This window comes from Paenibacillus sp. FSL L8-0158 (assembly GCF_038592965.1).
GTDB lineage: Bacteria > Bacillota > Bacilli > Paenibacillales > Paenibacillaceae > Paenibacillus > Paenibacillus polymyxa_D.
Genome location: NZ_CP151949.1, coordinates 4,380,088 through 4,401,904, shown reverse-complemented (window position 1 = coordinate 4,401,904; position 21,817 = coordinate 4,380,088). Strand labels below are relative to the sequence as shown.

General features: G+C 46.0%; 18 protein-coding genes. 16 read left to right on the top strand and 2 right to left on the bottom strand.

Annotation, left to right across the window (positions count from 1 at the left end; all coding sequences use genetic code 11):
• Positions 1–28: 28 nt before the first annotated feature.
• Positions 29–541, top strand: coding sequence for an adenine phosphoribosyltransferase (locus NSQ68_RS19315; protein ID WP_029514814.1), 513 nt, complete (start codon positions 29–31; stop codon positions 539–541).
• A 350-nt stretch (positions 542–891) separates the two neighbouring features.
• Here the strand turns inward: NSQ68_RS19315 and uraA are convergent, their stop codons facing one another.
• A complete protein-coding gene (gene uraA / locus NSQ68_RS19310; RefSeq protein WP_342426915.1) occupies positions 892–2,202 on the bottom strand; it encodes a uracil permease in 1,311 nt (436 codons plus the stop codon).
• Positions 2,203–2,471: 269 nt separating this feature from the next.
• Between uraA and NSQ68_RS19305 the strand changes: the two genes are divergently transcribed.
• The 14 genes from NSQ68_RS19305 to crcB (NSQ68_RS19240) all read left to right on the top strand — a co-directional run bounded on the left by NSQ68_RS19305 (position 2,472) and on the right by crcB (NSQ68_RS19240) (position 19,815).
• Complete coding sequence (locus tag NSQ68_RS19305) at positions 2,472–4,649, top strand: bifunctional (p)ppGpp synthetase/guanosine-3',5'-bis(diphosphate) 3'-pyrophosphohydrolase (protein ID WP_025720225.1); 2,178 nt, start codon at positions 2,472–2,474, stop codon at positions 4,647–4,649.
• A gap of 137 nt (positions 4,650–4,786) precedes the next feature.
• The gene (gene dtd, locus NSQ68_RS19300) at positions 4,787–5,233 is read left to right on the top strand and encodes a D-aminoacyl-tRNA deacylase (protein WP_013372633.1); all 447 of its coding nucleotides are present in this window, start codon (positions 4,787–4,789) and stop codon (positions 5,231–5,233) included.
• Positions 5,234–5,352: 119 nt separating this feature from the next.
• Positions 5,353–5,514: a hypothetical protein gene (locus NSQ68_RS19295; RefSeq protein ID WP_307347841.1), complete on the top strand. Its 162-nt coding sequence runs from the start codon at positions 5,353–5,355 to the stop codon at positions 5,512–5,514.
• A 224-nt stretch (positions 5,515–5,738) separates the two neighbouring features.
• Complete coding sequence (locus tag NSQ68_RS19290) at positions 5,739–6,245, top strand: type 1 glutamine amidotransferase domain-containing protein (RefSeq protein ID WP_322252851.1); 507 nt, start codon at positions 5,739–5,741, stop codon at positions 6,243–6,245.
• A gap of 62 nt (positions 6,246–6,307) precedes the next feature.
• The gene (locus NSQ68_RS19285; protein ID WP_342426914.1) at positions 6,308–6,778 is read left to right on the top strand and encodes a hypothetical protein; all 471 of its coding nucleotides are present in this window, start codon (positions 6,308–6,310) and stop codon (positions 6,776–6,778) included.
• Between the two features lie 688 nt (positions 6,779–7,466).
• Complete coding sequence (gene hisS / locus NSQ68_RS19280) at positions 7,467–8,711, top strand: histidine--tRNA ligase (RefSeq protein WP_307347832.1); 1,245 nt, start codon at positions 7,467–7,469, stop codon at positions 8,709–8,711.
• A gap of 86 nt (positions 8,712–8,797) precedes the next feature.
• Complete coding sequence (gene aspS, locus NSQ68_RS19275; protein ID WP_342426913.1) at positions 8,798–10,576, top strand: aspartate--tRNA ligase; 1,779 nt, start codon at positions 8,798–8,800, stop codon at positions 10,574–10,576.
• 152 nt (positions 10,577–10,728) lie between these two features.
• Complete coding sequence (locus NSQ68_RS19270) at positions 10,729–11,478, top strand: tRNA threonylcarbamoyladenosine dehydratase (RefSeq protein ID WP_342426912.1); 750 nt, start codon at positions 10,729–10,731, stop codon at positions 11,476–11,478.
• A 173-nt stretch (positions 11,479–11,651) separates the two neighbouring features.
• A complete protein-coding gene (locus NSQ68_RS19265) occupies positions 11,652–12,950 on the top strand; it encodes an NCS2 family permease (protein ID WP_307347827.1) in 1,299 nt (432 codons plus the stop codon).
• A gap of 97 nt (positions 12,951–13,047) precedes the next feature.
• Positions 13,048–14,862 (top strand): ABC transporter ATP-binding protein, encoded by a 1,815-nt coding sequence (locus NSQ68_RS19260; protein ID WP_342426911.1) that lies wholly within the window; start codon positions 13,048–13,050, stop codon positions 14,860–14,862.
• Positions 14,863–15,163: 301 nt separating this feature from the next.
• On the top strand, positions 15,164–17,305 hold the full coding sequence (locus NSQ68_RS19255) for a UvrD-helicase domain-containing protein (RefSeq protein WP_342426910.1): 2,142 nt from the start codon (positions 15,164–15,166) through the stop codon (positions 17,303–17,305).
• A 358-nt stretch (positions 17,306–17,663) separates the two neighbouring features.
• Positions 17,664–18,974, top strand: a complete 1,311-nt coding sequence (locus NSQ68_RS19250; protein ID WP_342426909.1) for a replication-associated recombination protein A — start codon at positions 17,664–17,666, stop codon at positions 18,972–18,974.
• A gap of 86 nt (positions 18,975–19,060) precedes the next feature.
• The gene (gene crcB, locus NSQ68_RS19245; protein WP_342426908.1) at positions 19,061–19,462 is read left to right on the top strand and encodes a fluoride efflux transporter CrcB; all 402 of its coding nucleotides are present in this window, start codon (positions 19,061–19,063) and stop codon (positions 19,460–19,462) included.
• Entirely contained in the window at positions 19,459–19,815 is a 357-nt protein-coding gene (crcB, locus tag NSQ68_RS19240; protein ID WP_342426907.1) for a fluoride efflux transporter CrcB, read from the top strand. The genes crcB (NSQ68_RS19245) and crcB (NSQ68_RS19240) overlap by 4 nt, the downstream gene beginning before the upstream one ends.
• 112 nt (positions 19,816–19,927) lie before the next feature.
• Here crcB (NSQ68_RS19240) and NSQ68_RS19235 read toward each other — a convergent pair whose 3' ends face one another.
• Positions 19,928–20,758 carry a PPK2 family polyphosphate kinase gene (locus NSQ68_RS19235; protein ID WP_342426906.1) on the bottom strand — a complete coding sequence of 277 codons (831 nt, stop codon included), beginning with the start codon at positions 20,756–20,758 and terminating at the stop codon, positions 19,928–19,930.
• A gap of 721 nt (positions 20,759–21,479) precedes the next feature.
• Here NSQ68_RS19235 and NSQ68_RS19230 point away from each other — a divergent pair.
• Complete coding sequence (locus tag NSQ68_RS19230) at positions 21,480–21,674, top strand: hypothetical protein (protein ID WP_274484679.1); 195 nt, start codon at positions 21,480–21,482, stop codon at positions 21,672–21,674.
• Positions 21,675–21,817 lie beyond the last annotated feature (143 nt).

Below are 21,817 nucleotides of genomic sequence, written 5' to 3'. Positions count from 1 at the left end.
TTTGAAGTTTACAGTAGGAGGAACTAAGTTGGACTACAAAGAATATATTCGGGTGATTTCCGATTTTCCACAACCAGGGATTAGTTTTAAAGACATTACAACCCTAATGAAAAATGGTGAACTGTACCGCAAGGCTATCAACGATATGAAGGAATTGGTATCGGATTTAAAAATTGATTTGATTGCAGGTCCAGAAGCACGTGGTTTCGTTATCGGTGCGCCTCTGGCTTATGCGCTTGGCGTTGGTTTTATTCCCATTCGTAAAAGTGGCAAGCTCCCTGGAGAAACCATTGAGGAAGCATACGGTTTGGAGTATGGTAAAGATACGCTGGCGATGCATAAGGATGCTATAGAACCAGGCCAAAATGTTTTGATTGCTGATGACCTGCTTGCTACAGGTGGAACTATTGCTACATCCGTGAACTTGGTACGCCAGCTTGGTGGCAATGTGGCAGGGGCCGCTTTTCTTATCGAGCTGTCTGATCTAAACGGTCGGGCGAAGCTGCCTGACGTAGATGTGTTCACCCTGATTACGTATTAAGTATTTCGAAACCCGGGTTTCCCGGGAAATAATTATGTATGGATTGTCTAAATAGTCCGATGGAACATCTCTTTATCTAAAGAGTTGCTCCATCGGACTATTTTGTTTCTTTGTTGGAGATAGGTATGAAAAAAATTAAAAATGTCGATGAAAAATACTGCTTGTTCCTTATCGAAGTTTAAAGTGGATGGGGGGCTCTGGAGATGGATGAAGGAGTATTTATTTTGAAAAAAGGCCCTGCATAAAAAAACGCCGACACCATGGGAGATGGATCCTTACACGCTTCTCTTAACAGCTCAGCGTGTTGATCCGTGACCTCGTGGAGCGGCGGTAAAGTTAAAAAACAGATATCAATCTGGTGTTTTCTCGGTTAAAGGTTCTTGCGATTTATCGTTGGACCAGCCGAACACGTCAATCAGCTTGAAGAACAAGCTGAGGATGATGCCGATGATTGTAGCCAATGCCATACCTTTCAAGGTTACAGCGCCCCAAGTGAGCGTAGTACCGCTGATTCCGACAACAAGCACGATGGTCGCAAGCAGCATGTTGGTTGGCTTAGCGAAATCAACCTTTTGCTCAACGAAGATTCTTAGACCGGAGGCAGCGATGACACCGAATAATAGTAAGGATACGCCACCCATAACTGGAGCTGGAATATTAGAAACAATCGCTGAGAACGTACCTGAGAAGGACAGCAGGATGGCAATGACAGCGGCTCCGCCAATGACCCATACAGAGTACACTTTAGTTAATGCCATGACACCAATATTCTCACCATAAGTCGTATTAGGCGTAGAACCGACAAAACCGGAAATGACGGTGGAAATACCGTTGCCCAGCAGAGAGCGATGGAGACCAGGATCTTTGGACAGCTCACGCCCGACAATGTTGCTAGTCACAAGCAAGTGACCAATATGCTCTACGATGACGACCAGAGCAACAGGAAGAATCGTCAGCATAGCAGAGGTATTAAAAACTGGAGTGGTAATTGCAGGATGTCCGAAAAAAGGAGCGTCTGCGATGGCCTGTGTATTGACCATGCCCATAAAATAAGCAAGCACATAGCCCACTACGATACCGATCAGAATATGGATGATTTTGGCAAACCCGCGAAACAATACCGCACCCAGAACAGTAACCCCGAGTGTAACGAGCGAAAGAGTAATCGTTTTGGGATCTGGAGTCCAAGCTTTAGTAGGATCGGCATTGATAATGCCTGCCATGCCTGCTGCAACCGGAACCAGCTCCAGACCGATTAAGGCTACGATGGAGCCCATAACAGCTGGAGGAAAAACGACGTCCAGCCAACGGGTTCCGGCATATTTGATCACCAGTGCGACGAGGCAGAAAATAATACCTGTAATGATGAAAGCACCGAGGGCCATAGCATAGCCGTTGTCGCCGGGATTGTTTTTAAGCACAAGACTGACGGGAGCGATAAAAGCGAAGCTGGAGCCGAGATAGGCAGGAATTTTGCCACGGCAGATCCAGATGTACAACAATGTGCCAATACCGTTCATTAGCAAAATCATACCGGGATCGACGCCGAAAATATTCGGCACCAGCACGGTACTGCCAAACATGGCAAACAAATGCTGTACGCTGAGCAGGAACCCGGGTCCTGCTGGAAGCTTTTCATTAACTTGAATTTCGCGTTGCAACGCAGTTCACTCCTTAGTTCTTTCAATTATTCTTATATACATTAATTACTTTTCGTAATTTTTTCAATATAATTCGTTTCAATTCGTCAACAATCCTCATTTTACTTATCCATCTGTGACAGAATAATGCTACAATGCCAAACCTGTAATAGTTGACGTGTGACGTGCTAACCGTCATAATTGTAGGAAATCACTTTTAAAAGGGAACCTTTGCGCGACATTGATCGGCGGGTTCCATTTTGCATAGAAAGGACACGGAATAGAGCAGAATGGGGATAGAGCAATTACTTAAAAAGGCCGGGGCCTATACCAGAGAAGCAGATCTTATCCGCATCAGGGACGCCTATGATTTTGCCGAGCAGGCCCATTCCGGCCAGACTCGTAAGTCCGGTGAACCTTATATTCTGCATCCGCTTGCGGTTGCTGATATCGTCGTTAATATGCAGATGGATACCATCTCCATTATCGCCGCTCTTTTACATGACGTTGTGGAGGATACGACGGTGTCTTTGGCGCAGATTCGCGAGCATTTTGGCGATACATGTGCGATGCTTGTCGATGGTCTGACGAAGCTGGAGCGTATCCAGTTCCGTTCCAAGGAAGAACAACAGAACGAAAATTATCGAAAAATGTTTATTGCTATGGCGCAGGACATTCGTGTCATTGTCATTAAGTTAGCAGATCGTCTGCACAACATGCGTACTTTGAAATATCAGTCAGAGGAAAGCCAGCGTCGGATTGCTTATGAAACGTTAGAGATTTTCTGTCCGGTTGCAAACCGACTGGGTATTTCAGCGATTAAATGGGAAATGGAAGATATTGCTCTGCGTTATCTGAATCCTCAACAGTATTATCGCATCGCTAATTTGATGCATAAGAAGCGGGCAGAGCGGGAGCAGTTTATTGATAATGTCATACAGCGTATCAGAGAAAAGCTGGAAGAGATGGGGATTCAGGCTGATCTGTCCGGACGCCCTAAACATATTTACAGTGTGTTTAAAAAAATGACGACGAAGAACAAGCAATTCAATGAAATATATGATTTGCTGGCGATTCGAATTATTGTCGATAACATTAAAGACTGTTACGCCACACTGGGGATTATCCATACGTTGTGGAAGCCGATGCCGGGGCGGTTTAAGGATTATATCGCTATGCCTAAGGCCAATATGTATCAGTCCCTTCATACGACAGTAGTAGGTCCCAACGGGGAGCCTACCGAGGTACAAATTCGCACAGTGGATATGCACCGTACCGCTGAATTCGGGATTGCGGCCCATTGGGCCTATAAAGAAGGCAACGGAGCAAACAACACTAACTTTGAGGATAAGATCACCTTTTTTCGGGAAATTCTGGAGCTGCAAAATGAAGCGAAGGATGCGTCGGAATTTGTGGAATCGCTCAAAATGGACTTTTTCTCTGACCTTGTGTTTGTGTTTACTCCTAAGGGAGAGGTCATTGAGTTGCCAGCCGGATCCGTTCCGCTGGATTTTGCTTTCCGTATTCATACCGAAGTTGGCAATCGAACGATTGGCTCTAAGGTAAATGGAAGAATTGTACCTTTGGATTATCGGCTTAAAACCGGGGATATTGTCGAAATTATGACGTCCAAGCATTCTTATGGACCTAGTCAGGACTGGCTCAAAATTGCTCAGTCCTCTCACGCGCGCAGTAAAATCAAACAATGGTTCAAGAAAGAAAAGCGTGAGGAGAATGTTGAAAAAGGCCGTGAAAATCTGGAACGTGAGCTAAGAAAACGCGATATCGAGCCATCGGTGTGGATGAGCGACGACAAGCTTCAGGAAGTGGCACAAAAGTTCTCTTTTAACGATTCCGAAGATATGCTGTCTGCGATTGGTTTTGGTGGTATAACCGCAGCGCAGGTCTGTACACGTTTGACAGAGAAGCTGCGTAAGGAACAAGAAGAGGCACGGTTGATCGAATTGACGACCGAGGTCAAGGAGTACAAGCCGCAGGGCGAACGGAAAAAAACACCGACCAACGGTGTCAGCGTCAGAGGCGTCGATAATTTACTCGTTCGTTTTGCACGATGTTGTAATCCCGTACCGGGAGATGACATCATTGGCTATGTAACACGTGGACGCGGCGTATCCGTTCACCGGACGGATTGCCCGAATATTCCTTCGGGTACGGGCGAAGACCAGGCGCGTGTGATTGAAGTAGAGTGGGAAGAAGCAGCGGAAGTCAATTACAGTGTCGATATTGAGATTACGGGGCATGATCGCAACGGTTTGCTGAATGAAGTGCTTCAGGCCATTTCGGAGAACAAAACCAGCTTCTCTGCCGTTACAGGTCGTACAGATAAAAATAAAATGGCGATGATTCACATCACGATTCTCATTCGCAACACGGATCATTTGCATTCTGTTGTCGAACGGATTAAACGGGTGAAGGATGTATACACCGTACATCGGATTATGCAATAGCCTTATTAAGCGTACAGATAGGTTTATAGCCTTTGTAACACATCTTGGGTAGAAAGACCCATAGGCTGCTAAAAGAGCCGTAATTCGGCTGTAAGCACCTTTTAAAAGGGAAGGTTAAAGGAGATATCGGATAGGCGATGAAGATCATTATTCAGCGCTGTAAAGACGCTCAGGTAACGGTGAATCAAAAGGTGGTCGGCAAGATTGGAACCGGATTAATGCTGCTGGTTGGTATTGGTCAGGGAGATACGGCAGCCGATGCCGTTTATTTGGCGGATAAAACAGCGGGATTACGTATATTTGAGGATGCTGAAGGTAAAATGAATGACAGCGTTCTGGATGTCGGTGGAGCTATTTTGTCTGTCTCTCAATTTACGTTGTATGGTGACTGCCGCAAAGGAAGAAGGCCCAACTTTATGGGGGCGGCCAAACCGGAGGAAGCGGAGAAGCTGTATGATTTCTTCAACAGTCAGCTTCGAGCCAAGGGCTTGGAGGTAGAAACGGGAATTTTTGGAGCTATGATGGATGTTTCATTGACGAACTGGGGCCCAGTGACACTGATTTTGGATAGCGAGCGTTCGTAGCTATGCGTTCCATGGCTTAATCTGAGTAGAATAAAATAGCTGTTCAGAGGGACCATAATGTCATCCCGATTGGTAATTAGCCAGGCGGATAGCCTAAGGGTGACAGGAGAGACGAAGCTATGCGTCAAACCCCAAAAATGGACGGGCATCGAAGCGCTGTGCTGCTTTTTCCCGGTAGTATGCAGGAGGCAATCAGCCTTACTCGTAATGCTGATACGTTATTACAGCATGTTGCAACAGCCATCGACAAGCCAGGACGCGGCGCTTTGCCGCGCAGGTAAATCGGGTTAAATGGAGCGTTAATGAGGTGCTACCCGAAGCACAAAGAGATCAAAATAAAATATGTAGTATTGAATTAGTGAGGAGCCGAAAGGCTCCTTTTTCTTTTCCGCCGCTGGCGATTGTTATAAAAACAGATCAAGCGGGTAATAACAAATCGTGGTAGACAAACAAACTTAATTTTATACTTGTTTCGAGGATAACTGGAAAGGAGATCTGAACAATAATGAGTAAAATTGCATTTTTATTGGCTGACCAATTTGAAGATTCCGAGATGAAGGTACCTTATGATGAATTAAAAAAGGCTGGACATGAGGCAGATATTATTGGGCTGAAGCAAGGTGAGAAAGTGAGCGGTAAGCAAGGTAAAGCAAGCTATACTATTGAAAAAGCCATTGCAGATGTGAAATCAAGTGACTATGATGCAGTTGTTATTCCCGGCGGATCCTCCCCGGAAAATCTGCGATTGGATGCAAATGTTCTGAAATTTGTGACTGAAATTAATGAGTCCAAAAAAACGATTGGCGCTATCTGTCACGGGCCACAAATTTTAGCGAGTGCCGATTTGTTACAAGGCCGGACGATTACAGCTTATCCTCCATTGAAAGATGACTTGATTAATGCGGGTGCTCATTTTGAGGATCGAGAGGCCGTAGTGGACGGTAACTTTATTACGTCTCGGACCCCTAAGGATGAGCCTGCCTTTGTGCGTGAGTTATTAAAAGCATTGTAATTTGCACGCGAATATTTTCTTAGATTAATGCCAGTACAATTCCCAAACGAGGAGGATTTGATATGGCAAAACAGATTCAGGCTTATTTTCGCACAGAAGATGAAGCTGAGGGTGCCAGAGCTTCACTTCAAGCTTATAGAACCGAACATTTGGAAGTAGGTGCTTTGGATGATGCGCTCGGTCGGGAGACGAGAGTTTTAATTCCGCTGGTCCCCTATAACAATACAGGCTCTGTGAGCACAGGAGGCTCAGCGGGTGCGGCAATCCCTGCGGCGGGTGCTTATGGCGAGAATATTTTACCAGATGCGAAGGATGGCCAGATTAACTCTGGCTCAGCCCAAAGGGATCTGGATGAAGATCGGAGCGGAACAACGAATCATGACGGAGGGTTGTTCCGTGCAACAGATGTGTATATTAACGGTGATCAAGATGAATTGCGGTATGTATTATCAGCAAAGGTGAATGATGCCGATTATGATGAGGTCATTTATAAGCTACGCTCCAATCGTGGATATGTATCGCAGTTGGATTAAAGCTGAGCGCGCGATACCAGATTGACGATACTCGAGGAATCTAGCTACAAAAGAGTGACTGTAATACAATTGTAATATTCGAAACATCATTCCTTAATATTCGTTGTTTATAATAACAGCATGACCCCCTTTTGATATATCTTTTGAACCTGCGGACCGTTTCCGCAGGTTATTTTCTTTTTATAGGACTTATTTGTCCGATTATAGGGAGAATGTCTTGACTTTGTCGAAGCGGTTCATTAAAATCATAAAATAATGAAAAATGATTTGATGACGGGACCAAGTACTCCGAACCCACAAGCGCAGAGAGGAATTTCCAGGCTGTAAAAATTCCCTTGATGAACGGATGAATGACCTCCCCGAGAACAGGCGGCGAACAATTGAGGAAACCCTACTGAAAGTACATTGTAATTGTGCCGACAGTGGATGGTCCTGCATAATAGCCGTACTGCGCGTTACGGGCGTTATACGTATGAGCGGAGTCAGTATATTGCTGACGGACAATGAGTGATTTTTATGCTGGTTGTTTGGGTAAACTCCGGAATGTGGGTGGTACCACGGGTGATTTGTAAACGACAATCCCTCGTCCCTGTTAATGTTAACAGGACGAGGGATTTTTTGTTTTATATTGAAAGTGGAGCAAGAAGAAAGAGCACAATATGAAATACAACGATGGGGGGATACGTTAATGGCCTTTCAAAAACCGACGGGAACACAAGATTTGCTGCCGGGCAGTGTAGAAAAATGGCAAGTGGTCGAGGAAAAAGCCCGTGAGATTAGCCGCCGCTTTAATTACCGAGAGATTCGTACACCAATGTTCGAACAAACGAATTTGTTCGTTCGAGGTGTGGGTGAAACGACGGATGTAGTGGAAAAGGAAATGTATACTTTTGAGGATAAAGGGAAGCGCAGCATGACTTTGCGTCCGGAAGGAACAGCAGGGGTTGTCCGCTCCTATGTGGAGAACAAACTATATGGGGAGCCGGATGTAACTAAGCTGTATTATATCGGTCCGATGTTCCGGTATGAGCGCCCACAGGCTGGGCGTCAGCGCCAGTTTCACCAATTTGGAATTGAAGCATTTGGGGCGGTAGATCCGGCGCTGGATGCAGAAGTTATTGCTTTCGGGTATCAATTCTGCCGTGAGCTGGGTCTGAAAGGAGTACAGGTGGAGATTAACTCCGTCGGTAATGCAGCCAGCCGCGCAGCTTATCGTCAGCATCTGGTGGACTTCTTAATGCCAATTAAGGATACGTTGACCAAGGAGAGCCAGGCACGCATTGAGCGTAATCCACTACGAGTGCTGGATAGCAAAGATGACCAGGACAAATTTGGAGGTGCACCTTCGATTTTGGATAGCTTGGACGATGAATCTCGCACACATTTTGAGAAAGTGAAGCAAAATTTGGATGCCATGGGTGTGGAATATACAGTTAACCCGCGCTTGGTACGGGGGCTGGATTATTATACGTTGACAGCGTTCGAATTCAAAGCCGAAGGAATTGGGGCCATAGACACGATCGGTGGAGGCGGCCGCTACAACGGATTGGTTGGAGATCTGGGCGGACCGGATCAGCCGGGGATTGGTTTTGGCATTGGACTGGAGCGAATTCAGCTGATCTTGGAGCATCAAGGTGTCAAACTGAACGAATCCAAGCCGTTAGATATCTATATGGTGGCGTTGGGTGAGGCGGCAGAAACGGAAGTAACCAAACAACTATTCAAATTGCGTCAAGCTGGATTTTCCGCAGAACGAGATTATCTGGGGCGTAAGATGAAGGCGCAGATGAAATCAGCAGATCGCTTTAAAGCAAGGTATACTGCGATTCTGGGTGAGGATGAGCTGGTTCAAGGTGAAATTGCACTGAAAAACATGGAAACTGGTGAGCAGCGTACCGTTAAGCTGGATCAGCTGGTGGAAGAACTAGGATAAAGAAGATGATTGTAACATCAGTCAGGGGGAGTTTCCCTCTGGCTGTCATATAGCATTAACTACTAAACATAACAGGAGTGTGTATTATGAAAAGGAGTCATCAATGCGGCGCATTGACTCATGCGCATATTGGAGAAACAGTTACATTGAACGGTTGGGTACAAACCCGTCGTGATTTGGGGGGCGTACTTTTTATAGACTTGCGTGACCGTAGCGGAATTGTACAAATCGTGTTTAATCCGGCCTATTCCGGTGAAGCACTGCAAATTGCGGATCGTGTTCGCAGTGAATATGTGCTTGAGGTTACTGGTACTGTTGTTAAACGTGATGCAGAAACGATCAATACGAACCTGCCTACAGGTGAAATTGAAGTGCGTGTCACTGAAATAGAAGTATTGAATGCATCCAAAACACCTCCGTTCTTTATTGAAGATGGCGTAGAAGTAGACGAGTCACTGCGTTTGAAATACCGTTATCTGGACTTGCGTCGTCCGGAAATGCATCAGACCTTGAAGCTGCGTTCCAAAGCAGCAAAAGTATTCCGTGATTTCCTGGACGGTGAGGATTTCATTGAGGTGGAAACACCGATTTTGACAAAAAGTTCCCCAGAGGGCGCCCGTGATTATCTGGTACCTAGCCGGGTACATGAAGGTGAGTTTTTCGCCTTGCCGCAATCTCCACAACTGTACAAGCAATTGCTGATGGTCGGTGGCGTGGAGCGCTACTACCAAATTGCACGTTGTTTCCGTGATGAAGATTTGCGTGCTGACCGTCAGCCTGAATTTACGCAGGTCGACATTGAGACCTCCTTCATGCAACAGGATGATTTGCTGCCTATGATGGAGCGTCTTATGGTGAAATTGTTTAGAGAAACCGTTGGAGTAGAACTGGAAACACCGTTCCAACGAATTACACATGCAGAAGCGATGGATAAATACGGATCAGACAAGCCTGACCTGCGTTTTGGTCTGGAGTTGATTAATGTCAATGATATCGTGGCAACCAGTGGTGTAAAAGTATTTGCTTCCGTAATTGAAAAGGGCGGGGAAGTTAAAGTTCTCAATGCCAAGGGATGTGGCACGTGGAGCCGTAAGGACATTGATGACCTGGGTCCTTATGCTGCACGTTATGGAGCAAAAGGCTTGGCTTGGATTCAGGTGAAAGAAGGCGAATTCAAGGGGCCTATCGTTAAGTTCTTCACACCAGAAGAAATTGAAGCATTGAAAGAGCGTACGGGAGCCGAAGAAGGCGATCTGTTACTCTTCTCTGCGGATAATAAAAAAGTAGTTGCTGATGTATTGGGCGCGCTTCGTCTGAAAATTGGCCGTCATTTGGGGCTCATCGACGATAACAAATTCAAATTTGCCTGGGTTGTAGACTTCCCGCTTCTCGGCTATGACGAAGAACAAAAACGTTATGTAGCGGAACACCATCCGTTCACTCGTCCGAAGGATGAAGACCTTGCCCTCTTGGATACCGATCCAGGTCAAGTGCGCGCTCAAGCCTATGACATCGTACTGAACGGCTACGAAGTGGGTGGCGGATCGATGCGGATTTACAAACGTGATGTTCAGGAGAAAATGTTCAAAGCTCTCAACCTGGCGCCGGAAGAAGTTACTGATAAATTCGGCTATCTGTTAGATGCGTTCGAATATGGTACGCCTCCACATGGTGGCATTGCCTTCGGCTTTGACCGTCTTGTGATGCTGCTTGCAGGTCGTACAAACCTGCGTGAAACCATTGCATTCCCGAAAACAGCCAGTGCAACAGACCTGCTTATGGATGCACCAAGCGAAGTAGATCAAACTCAATTGGAACAGCTTCACATCCGTCTTGCCCCGAAACCTGTTACTCCTAAAGCTTAAGATGAACGTTTGACTTTATAAGTGCACCGAGTGGCTTGTGGATAGATTATAGAATGCCGTGAACCCGTTACCCTTTTATGGATAATGGGTTCGTGGTTTGTATGCTGGAGTTCAAGAATAGAGTTTAAATCAGTGAGGGAGGATATACCATATTGTTGCATCAATTTTCACGAACGGAACTGGCTATCGGAACTGAAGGTCTAGAGGTTATGAAAAATAGTACGGTGGCCGTGCTGGGTATCGGTGGTGTCGGTTCGATTGCAGTGGAAGCACTGGCGCGCACAGGTGTTGGACGTATCATTTTGATTGATAAAGATGTTGTAGATATCACCAATATTAATCGCCAGATACATGCGTTGACAACGACGGTAGGTCAAAAAAAGGCTGATCTGATGGTAGAGCGTGTGAAGCTGATTAATCCTGAATGTGAAGCAATTGCACTGAACATGTTTTATACGGAAGAAACGTATGAGGAGTTATTTAAGTACGAACTGGATTATGTGCTGGATGCTTCGGATACGATTGTTTACAAAATTCATTTGATTAAGGAGTGCCTGAAACGGGGGATTCCGCTGATCTCCAGTATGGGCGCTGCGAATAAAATGGATCCAAGTCGTTTTCAAGTAGCTGATATTTCCCAAACCAGAATGGACCCGATTGCCCGTGTCATCCGCACCAAGTTGCGCAAGGAAGGCATTACCAAAGGCGTCAAGGTCGTATTCTCCGATGAGGAACCAATGAAGCCACGTGAAGAAATTACAAAAAAAATTGTACCTGCCAACGCACCTGAAATCCGGAAGGCGAAGCAGCCGCCTGCAAGCAATGCATTTGTACCTCCGGTAGCAGGACTAATCATGGTTAGTGTAGCCGTGAAGGATCTGTTAGAACACGCTGGTGTGTAAGTTGCAAAAATAGCATGGCAGTGCATTCGTAGATTTACACAGTATGTATTCACTTTAAGACCTGTAGTTCTGTGCATCACATCCTTTGTGTCACAGTTGCTACAGCTCTTTTTTGTTTTGAAAAAGCGCAGCTTGCTGCAAACAGATTGAACAACTTGCTGGAGGGTTTTGGTATGAAGGATGGACTATGGTCCAGAAGTCTCGGTTACAAGCCCGAGCATCATTGGAAAAAGGAATTAGCCGCTGGGGCCATTTCTTATTTTTCCGTTGTATACATTGTTATGGTTAATGCGACTATTTTGTCAGATGCCGGGATTCCCCTCCAAGGGGCGATGCTCGGGACACTGCTGACATCGATGATCGGCTGCCTGCTTATGGCTTTTGGTGGGAAATCTCCAATGGTCGTTGTACCAGGGATGGGGATTAATGCCTTTTTCACTTATACGCTCGTACATTCTATGAAGCTGAGTTGGCAGGAAGCGTTGATGGTGGTTGCCATCACAGGGATCTTATTCGCCATTGTGGCCTTTACATCATTGTACAAGCTGATTAGCCAAGCGATTCCCCATAATTTGCAGCACGGAATTACGGTAGGCATTGGTTTGTTTTTAACCTTTATCGGATTGCAAAAAAGCGGCATCGTGATTGCTCATCAGACGACTTTTGTGGCTATTGGCCATTTTAATGATCCCAAGGTAATTACGGCTTGTGTAACGTTGCTGCTCGCTATTGTATTGTTTGTGCGTAACGTTCAGGGAGGTTTACTAATTAGTATTTTGGCGGGAACTGGGCTTGCTTATATACTGGGAGCTGTAGAGCCTACAAGCACGGTACGAACCTCTGAAACGGTGCGACAGTATGGGCAATTGTTTGGAGAGCTTTCCTTTTCAGGCATTGTCTCGGTAGCTTTCTGGATCGCTGTCTTTTTGCTCCTACTCATTGTGCTATTCGAGAATATTGGTATGATTACTGCACAAACCAACATGATTGGTAGACCGGATTTATTTAAAAACAGCTTGCGTGTGTTGGCTGTAACCAATATCTTTGCCGGTATTTTGGGCAGCAGTCCGGCGGTAGCCGCTGCGGAATCGACGGCTGGTATTGCAGCAGGGGGACGCTCGGGAATGACACCGCTGGTAACTGCTATTTTATTCGGGGCGACGTTTTTCTTTATTCCACTGTTGGCTTATATTCCTGATAGTGCCATTGCGCCCGTGTTGATCATCATTGGGGGGCTAATGGTGCAAAATGTGCGAGAGATGGATTTCGGTGATTTTACTGAAGCGTTTCCTGCATTTCTGATCATGGTGATGATGCCCTTTACTTATAGTATTGTAGACGGAATGGCATTTGGTTTTATTGCATACCCCGTAGCCAAGCTGGCAGCAGGACGGGGCAAGGAAGTACCTATCGCATTATATATCATATCTGTACTGTTTGTGGCAAATTTTGTGCTTCATTCTCTGGTGTAGTAAACTCGAAGATAGATTGTACTGTTCATACCCGCGCAGAGCGCGGGTGTTGTTGTTTGAACAAGAATGGTCAGACAGGAAGCGAGGTTGATGGTATATGGAAAAAGAACATCATATACACCAAGAAGAGCAGGAGGACCGGATGAAGGAAAAGCCGGGTAAAAGACCGGATAAGGCTGGCATGGGGCGGTTTATCAAATTGATTGCGAGTGCGCATCCGCCCAAAGCCATTCTGATCATCGCCCTGATTCTGACCCTGATTCAGACCATGGCTGGTTTAATCGTACCCATGATGACCAAAGGGTTGATTGATGGCTTGACCTTTTCTTCACTAAACCGTATGGTCATTGTTGGTCTGCTTGGCGCTTTTGTGATTCAAGCGGTGGCTTCGGCAGTTTCTATCTATATGTTGAACTATGCTGGGCATAAGATTGTGGCTAATTTGCGCAAACGCTTATGGCATAAAATCTTATCTCTACCTATCCCTTACTTTGATCGGAATCGGTCAGGAGATACGATGAGTCGCGTCACTAATGATACAAGCCTGATTATGAACTTAATTACGGAGTATCTAGTCAATTTGATTTCTAATGTGATTGCAATTATTGGTGGTATTGCATTGTTATTTTATCTGGATTGGGTGATGACGCTCATTATTATGGCTATTGTTCCGCTAACAGCCCTGATTTTATTTCCGGTAGGCAGAAAAATGTACCGCATCTCCAAAAAACAGCAGGATGAGATGGCAGATCTGACCTCAGTGTTGAGTCAGGTTATCGGCGAAATCAGACTGGTGAAGGCCTACGGAACCGAAAGTAGAGAGGCTCAGGCCGGTGAGGATCGTATTTACCGGATGTTCCGCTTCGGTTTGCAAGAGTCACGTATCCTGGCCCTTGTAGGTCCTATTTCTACCTTCTTGCTGACGGCAGTGCTGGTCATTATATTGGGTGTTGGTGGTGTGCGCGTTGCATCGGGTGTGCTGACCGCCGGGGATTTGGTGGCTTTTATTTTGCTGCTATTTCAGGTGATCACACCGATGGCACAATTCACGACCCTGTATTCACGTCTGCAAAAGGTGGTGGGGGCCACTGAACGGATTCAGACGATTTTAGATCATGAAGAGGAACCGCTCGAGTTGAAGCAGGAAGCGGCAAAAGAGAGCAGAGATATTATACTTCGTGATGTTGCCTTTTCCTATACCGAAGGTGAAGAGGTTCTTCATCATGCGAACTTGGTCATTCCGGCTAACCGGACGACAGCATTCGTGGGGCCGAGTGGAAGTGGAAAGTCCACCTTGTTTTCGTTGTTAGAGCGCTTTTATGTGCCGGATACAGGGGAAATTCGTTATGGAGACGAACCAATATCATCATATACACTTTCCTCCTGGCGTTCCAAAATTGGTTATGTATCGCAGGAAAGCTCAATGATGACCGGAACGGTCAGAGATAATATTACATATGGCTTGGGGCGCGAAGCTGACTTGGAAGAAGTGAGACGAGCAGCCACGATGGCGTATGCGGATACATTTATTATGGATCTACCTCAAGGCTACAACACTGAGGTGGGAGAACGGGGAATGAAGCTGTCCGGGGGTCAGCGTCAACGGATCGCTATTGCGCGTGCGCTTCTTCGTAGCCCTGACATCCTCATGCTGGATGAGGCTACATCTAGTCTGGACAGCTCATCTGAGCATGAGGTACAGAAGGCCCTGGCGAACTTGATGGAAGGACGCACGACGATTGTCATTGCTCATCGTTTGTCTACGGTGGTTCACTCCGATCAGATTATCGTGTTGGACAAGGGCAAGGTGACCGGTGCAGGCACTCATACTGAGTTATTAGAGTCCCATCAGGTTTACCGTGAGCTGGCTCAAAAGCAGTTTGTGGAGATGGGGGAAAAGGTGGAACTTTAAAGGCCGCTTCGCGTGTGATTTGATCCTCCGATCGCTGTTGCCTCTGAATTCCTCTGATTGTAATGAGAACAGGGGGGAATTCAGGGGCAAAGGCGAACGCTCCGCTTCTTCGGATTCAAATCACCCGCTTCGTTGGTGCCGAAAAGCTCGATACTTTTGTGAAAGAGTAGGGAAATAGGCGTATTAGGAAATAAGGTTGGATTTTTATGGTTAAATGTGTTACGCTTACTTTCCTTTTTTTGTGTCGGAGCAAGTGGATGATGCAGAAATCGAGACTTGATATTCTTAGGAGGTAACTGAAATGGAGAATGAGTTTCAAAGTGCCTATCAAGAAGAACAGCACAGGCTGTCGCTTGCTATGGAGGAAATTGATCGGAGATTGGAACGGCTTCGCAATACGCCGGTATATACTGGGCATGATTTTACGGAGCAAGTGCTGGAATCGGCACGGGAGGAAAAACGTCAGGCTTTGGCTAAAAGCTCGCAGGAGCCTTATTTTGGTCGTATGGATTTTGACGAGCGTGGCAGAGGGCAGCGGAAGCCGCTTTATATCGGTAAAATTGGAGTGGAGCGTGAAGAAACGTCAGCGTATCCGCTGGTGATTGATTGGCGTGCACCGATTGCCAGCTTATTTTATTCGTTTACAGGTGGTGAAGAAACCGCGTCCTATGAAGCTCCTGAGGGAACTATTGAGGGTTTGGTCTATCTGAAGCGCAACGTTGTCATTCGGAAAAGAATCCTGGAGCGGGTAGCCGATACGTATAATCGTGAAAGCGACGAGCCTGCCGTTTCTGATGAGTTTCTCGTTTATCGTTTGGGTGAAAACAAGGATAACCGTTTACGTGATATCGTATCTACCATTCAGGCGGAGCAGGATCAGATCATCCGCGCGGCTAAAAATACTGCCCTCGTTATTCAGGGGGTAGCGGGTAGTGGCAAGACGACGGTAGCGCTGCATCGTCTCGCATTTTTGCTGTATCAATACAAGGATCAGGTATCAGCGGACAAAATGGTCATTTTCGCACCAAACCATATGTTTCTCGACTATATTTCAGATGTACTTCCAGAGCTGGGGGTCGGGGATATTCAGCAAAGTACATTTGCAGACTGGGCGCTGGACTTGTTGGGTTTGGATTTACCTTTGGCTGATTCTGCCGAAACATTATCTTATTGGTTTGAGAGTGGCAGTCTGAGAGAGGAATCCATGGATGAGGCGCCGGGAAGATTCAAGGGTTCAGTTCACTTTATGGAGTTACTTCAAGCTTTTGTTGAACGACTGGAGCCCATTTCCGTTCCCGAGGAGGATTTTTCACCATGGGATGGAGCGGTGCTGGCGCGAGCTGAGATTTTGAATTGGTTTAATGAGGAGTATAAGCCTTATCCGCTCGCGAAGCGGAAGGAGCGTGTGCTGGCAAGAGTGCACCGCTGGATTGAAATGGAGCTGAAAAAGTCGCCTTCGGCGGCAGCACTCAAGGAACGCAAGAAAAAGGCAGGGGCACGAGAAAAGGCATATGCTAAAAAATGGCCACAATACGACGCACTGACGCTCTACAAGCAGCTTTTTCAGGCAGCTAAAGGGTTACCCGCAGATACGGCTGCGGAGATGAAGGCTTCTCTGCCGACTGCTATTTTTAAGACCACACAGTCGGATCTGCGAAAACAGATCATTCGTGAAGAGGATCTGACTGCGTTAGTGTATCTTCACGTGCTGATTCATGAGGTAGAATCATCTCAACGTTTTGACCATGTGGTCATTGATGAAGCGCAGGATTTTTCACCTTTTCATATCGCATTGCTGGATTTGTTCGTGAAAGGGCATTCCTTTACTATACTGGGCGATTTATCGCAGGGCATTCATGAATACCGTGGCGTACATGCATGGGAGGAAATGAGTTCTCTTTTTGCGCCGGAACATACAGGGTATTTTGCACTTACGCGGAGCTATAGATCAACCTTGGAAATTATAGAATTTGCAAACACGATTTTGGAGCAGGGAGTTCGCGGCGGTATTACGGCAGTTCCAGTATTTCGTAGTGGCGATCCGGTGCGCACTATATCTTACGACTCATCGGTGCGTGAGCAGAGTTTGCTCACCGCTTTAAAAGAGCTGTCCTCCAAGGAGTATCGTACTGTTTCTGTACTGACACGTACCTTAAAAGAGGCTGTGGAACTGTATGAGGTTTTCACAAGCGCGGGGTTGGATGTGAATTTGATTGACGGTGGTAAGAAGCAATATGAAGGCGGTTTGTCGGTACTGCCTGTGTATCTATCCAAAGGTCTGGAGTTTGATGCAGTTATTGTGGCGGATGCCGACCATGAGCATTATGGAGAACGGGCATGGGATGCCAAGCTGCTGTATGTAGGATGTACCCGTGCGCTGCATGAGCTTTGGCTATTGCATGATGGCTCACTTCCTAGTTACGTACAGGCACAGATAGAGTAAACAGAAAAAGCGTTGTAAAGTATCGCCTGAGTTGTTATTTTTCCTTTTTGTTTACTGTTTATCTTAGTGATGGAAATTATGAAGTCATGTGAGTCGAGGAACAGCCACGAAATTCATCTTTCGTCTAAGGCTGTTCTTTCTTTTTTTGTGGGCGACTGACTTGAAGACCTACAGTTGTGCCATGACCACGCTATCTGCAACTTGTTAACGGATATGGTAGAATAAAAGACGGTTTACACCGTATGAGGATTATAGATGACTTGAATTTTCATGTTTTCAACCGTATGAGCGAACCTAATAGTATGTTTTCAAAGATAAAAGAAAGTGTTCGTTCATAAACCATAAGGAAGTGAATGAAATGGACTTATTTTCATATTCCCAAGAGTCAACGCCAAGCAATCGGTTGCTTGCGGATCGCTTGCGCCCGACTTCGCTGGATGAATATATTGGACAGGAGCATGTTGTGGGTCCAGGTAAGCTACTGCGAAGAGCTATAGAGGCAGATCAGGTTTCTTCTATTTTGTTGTACGGACCACCGGGGTGCGGCAAAACAACGCTGGCACATATCATCTCGCAACACACGCAAGGCGATTTTGTACGTCTGAATGCTGTAGAAGCATCTGTGAAAGACGTAAGAGAAGTCATTGACCTTGCACAGACGAATAAATCGATGTATGGCAAAAAAACCATTCTGTTTCTCGATGAGGTACATCGTTTTAACAGTTCACGTCAGGATGCACTGCTGCCCGCGGTGGAAAAGGGCACGATCGTGTTTATTGGCGCCACGACTGAAAATCCCTTTCACTACGTCAACGGCGCTTTGATGAGCCGTTCTACGTTGTTCCAGCTTGAAGCGCTAACGCAGGAGCATTCGCTGGCTGCTATGCGCCGCGCCTTAAGCGATGCGGACAAAGGGCTTGGCTACATGCAGCTTCAGGTCGATGAAGCTGCACTGGGTCACATCGCGTCTATGGCGAACGGCGATATCCGCCGCGCTTTAAATGCGCTGGAACTGGCGGCGCTCACGACGCCTCCGCTGGCAGACGGCACGATTCACGTGACACTGGAAGTCGCTGAGGAATCCATTCGCCGCCCGATTGTCAAAGCAGATGAATCCACGCAGTATGACGTGCTGTCAGCCTTTCACAAAAGCATTCGCGGCTCCAGCGATGCCGCGCTGTTTTGGTTCCTGTATGCCGTAGAAAAACTCGGTATGGACCCGATGACCTTTATCCGCCGCCTCATCGCGGCGAGCAGTGAAGATATTGGCCTGGCGAACCCGCAGGCAATGGTGCAAGCGGTGAGCGCGCTTGAAGCTTATCGCAATAACGGCTGGCCCGAGGCCAAGCTGAACATTGCACAGGCCATTTTGTTCGCTGTGGAAAGCCCCAAATCGAATGCCGTATATACGGCGATTTCACGGGCCATGTCGGCTATGGACGATATCAAATCGGCCGAGGTGCCACTCCATTTGCGTGACGCACACTACAAAGGCTCGGAAAAGCTCGGTCATGTTGGCTACCAATATCCACATAATTATCCGAATCATTATGTGAAGCAGCAATATTTGCCCGATGCGATAGCAGACCAAACCTTCTATCACGCTACTGAGCAGGGGAATGAGTCAAAAATCAGGCAAAACCAGCGTTGGCGGGATTCACAGTCTTAATATATGTGCGACTTAATATACAGAGTGTGTACCGATATCTTCACGTTATACCATGATCGTGCAAGAGCGAAGAAGGGGATAAAAAGATGAAAGACGTGCTATTCGTTGCCGCGGGCGGAGCGCTTGGAACCTCTACCCGTTATGGCCTGCAATCGCTGCTGCCTGCGGCGGGTGCGGATTTTCCACTTGGTGTGCTATTAATTAATTGGATCGGCTGCCTGTTTCTTGGCTGGTTCTTTACGGTAACCTTGCGATCGTGGCGGATCAACCTCCGCTGGCGGCTTGCCATCGGAACAGGCTTTACAGGGGGCTTTACCACCTTTTCCACTTTTGCAGTGGATGCTGTACGCCTCACAGTTCATGATCGTATGCTGACAGCTGTGTTGTACCTGCTGCTTAGCGTAGGCGGAGGGCTGTTTTTGACATGGACAGGTATTCGCCTAGGTACAAAAATGACGCAGGCTGCTCCCAAGGAGGAACGCTTATGATCTGGTGGGCGGCGGCAGGCGGGATTATGGGTACACTGGCGAGATACGGGCTTGGCATGTGGGCCGGAAAGAGATTTGGTACCGTATTCCCGTGGGGGACGTGGATCATTAACGTCAGCGGTTCATTGCTGCTAGGCTGGCTCTATGGCGAGTTTACGCAACACCAGTTGTCTCCTGCACTCTGGATGCTGTTAGGAACAGGTTTTTGTGGCAGCTATACCACCTTTTCCACATTCGGCTATGAATCTCTTCAACTGATGGAGCGTAAAGAATACCGACGCATGGCTACGTATGTACTGTCCTCTGTCGTGGTAGGAGTTGTAGCTGCGGCTATCGGGTACAGAGTCAGTTAGCTTTATACATTTTCGAAAAAACACGTAAAAATGCAATAAAAGCTTCCAATCCCGACTCAAGGCATTCTCAGCCGTGATACGGTTTCGGAAGCTTAGTGCTGTACCTATACAGCTATTTTTTATCTCGTTCTTTGTACAATTCAGGTAAAAGGGATTCGAGTTCAGGTCTTGGATCAGGATCAGACAACTTCATTTCCTCCAGCGTTTGGACGGCAATTCGTAACACAGTATAATCCCTATACCAACGGTTGTCTGAAGGAACGACATACCAAGGAGCTTGTTTGGTTGCGCTTAGCTCTAGTACATCCTCATAATATTGGGTATATTGCTTCCAAAATTTTCGTTCCTGCAAATCACTTGGATCAAGTTTCCAGTTTTTGTGAGGCTTTTCAATTCGGTCGATCAGCTTTTCTAACTGAAATTGCTTTGAAATATGTAAAAAGATTTTAACCACCTTTACACCATTATCCAGCAACAACTGTTCAAAATGCTTGATATGCTTAATATTCCGTTTGGCCTGCTTATCGGATATCTGTCCGTGAACACGTGTAATTAGCACATCCTCATAATAAGAACGGTTAAATGCTGCAATATAGCCACGTCCTGGGGTAACGCTATGAGCACGCCACAAGAAATCATGACTTAATTCCTCAGCCGTAGGTGATTTAAAGCTGTGGACAGTCACCCCCGCAGGGTTAAGGTTGGAAAATACCTGTTTGATGACGCCATCTTTGCCGCTGCAATCCATGCCCTGAAATACAAACAAAACGGCTTGTTTCTTCTCCGTAAATAATTTACTTTGCAATTCCGCGAAGCGTTCCTTCAATTGATCTGTTTCCTGTCGGATTTCTTCTTTATTTTTGATACTCTTCGTATCCTTGGGGTCCCATTCTTTCAAAGAAACTTTTTTACCCGGTGTCAGCATTCCTAATGAATCAGACATAAAGGCACGCTCCTTTTCAATTGAAGTATAATCTTGTCTACATCATATACCCAAATGAGGATGTTATCAAAAGTTCCTTATGTATCTTTGCTTTTCTTGGTCTAAACGGCTACATTTTCTACTTTCTGGTCACTCTTCAGGTCACAGAATTCTTCTTCAATTTCTAGTAGTTTTGCTTCTTCTTTTTTACTCAGTAAATTACTCAATCCTACTGCTGCGTCTGACTGCATTTGTCTAAGGCCATGGCTTCAAATTCCAAAATCTAACCCGGCACAACGGGGATGAAGATGTTTATACGGGAAGAGATTCAATCCTGGGAAGAAGAGAAACAGTGTAGTCTGGAGATCAACAATAAGCCCAAAGATCCAAGAAGAGAGAAGCTTAAGAATTTCCGTAAAGGAATCAAGAGTGTTCATTACAACAAAGAATGTAAAGTAGCAAGAAAAGATGATTATCGTCTGTATAGAACAAAAATGAAACGACTGATGCGTAGTGAGAAATACGAGCTCCTACACAGTTACAAACGAACAAGTGGTTGGATTACTTGGTAAATGAGGTAGCCCTTGGATGAACTCATCCTATTGTTGAAGTGACTAGCAGTAGGGCAGTTCATGAGGGGCTGCTTTTTTTCATTGAAGTAACGGCAGATTAGAGCCAATACGTGGTATTATTTAGAAGGAATTGATTCGAGAACAATTGCTGGGACAAGGAGCGTTGTAACATGAAGCTGATCAAAAATTTCGCGTTAGTCGTTGTGAGTCTTATTAGCGATTTGTGGCTTGGGTTAGGAATCAAGCCGGAGGTTTATGATAACCGAAGCAGTGTGAAAACTAAAGCCGGTTATATTTTATTTGTTTTGATGGCGGCATCAATTGCAATAACAACTGTTGCATGGGTAAGTTCTCGGATTTATTAAATCAGTTGGTCTTTACACTAACGGGATAAGTTAGTTTAATAAAACAGCAGCATTTTAGGATTTTATTTTCTTCGGACACTTGATTCATTCAACGTAAAATCAGGATACACAAATAAGCCTAGATGATTAGTCTAGGCTCTTTT

Excerpts from the sequence above, each read along its gene's own strand:
- NSQ68_RS19305 (WP_025720225.1), top strand. The coding sequence starts at position 2,472 with ATGGGGATAGAGCAATTACTTAAAAAGGCCGGGGCCTATACCAGAGAA.
- dtd (WP_013372633.1), top strand. The coding sequence starts at position 4,787 with ATGAAGATCATTATTCAGCGCTGTAAAGACGCTCAGGTAACGGTGAAT.
- NSQ68_RS19295 (WP_307347841.1), top strand. The coding sequence starts at position 5,353 with ATGCGTCAAACCCCAAAAATGGACGGGCATCGAAGCGCTGTGCTGCTT.
- NSQ68_RS19290 (WP_322252851.1), top strand. The coding sequence starts at position 5,739 with ATGAGTAAAATTGCATTTTTATTGGCTGACCAATTTGAAGATTCCGAG.
- NSQ68_RS19285 (WP_342426914.1), top strand. The coding sequence starts at position 6,308 with ATGGCAAAACAGATTCAGGCTTATTTTCGCACAGAAGATGAAGCTGAG.
- hisS (WP_307347832.1), top strand. The coding sequence starts at position 7,467 with ATGGCCTTTCAAAAACCGACGGGAACACAAGATTTGCTGCCGGGCAGT.
- aspS (WP_342426913.1), top strand. The coding sequence starts at position 8,798 with ATGAAAAGGAGTCATCAATGCGGCGCATTGACTCATGCGCATATTGGA.
- NSQ68_RS19265 (WP_307347827.1), top strand. The coding sequence starts at position 11,652 with ATGAAGGATGGACTATGGTCCAGAAGTCTCGGTTACAAGCCCGAGCAT.
- NSQ68_RS19260 (WP_342426911.1), top strand. The coding sequence starts at position 13,048 with ATGGAAAAAGAACATCATATACACCAAGAAGAGCAGGAGGACCGGATG.
- NSQ68_RS19255 (WP_342426910.1), top strand. The coding sequence starts at position 15,164 with ATGGAGAATGAGTTTCAAAGTGCCTATCAAGAAGAACAGCACAGGCTG.
- NSQ68_RS19250 (WP_342426909.1), top strand. The coding sequence starts at position 17,664 with ATGGACTTATTTTCATATTCCCAAGAGTCAACGCCAAGCAATCGGTTG.
- crcB (WP_342426908.1), top strand. The coding sequence starts at position 19,061 with ATGAAAGACGTGCTATTCGTTGCCGCGGGCGGAGCGCTTGGAACCTCT.
- crcB (WP_342426907.1), top strand. The coding sequence starts at position 19,459 with ATGATCTGGTGGGCGGCGGCAGGCGGGATTATGGGTACACTGGCGAGA.
- NSQ68_RS19235 (WP_342426906.1), bottom strand. The coding sequence starts at position 20,758 with ATGTCTGATTCATTAGGAATGCTGACACCGGGTAAAAAAGTTTCTTTG.
- NSQ68_RS19230 (WP_274484679.1), top strand. The coding sequence starts at position 21,480 with ATGAAGCTGATCAAAAATTTCGCGTTAGTCGTTGTGAGTCTTATTAGC.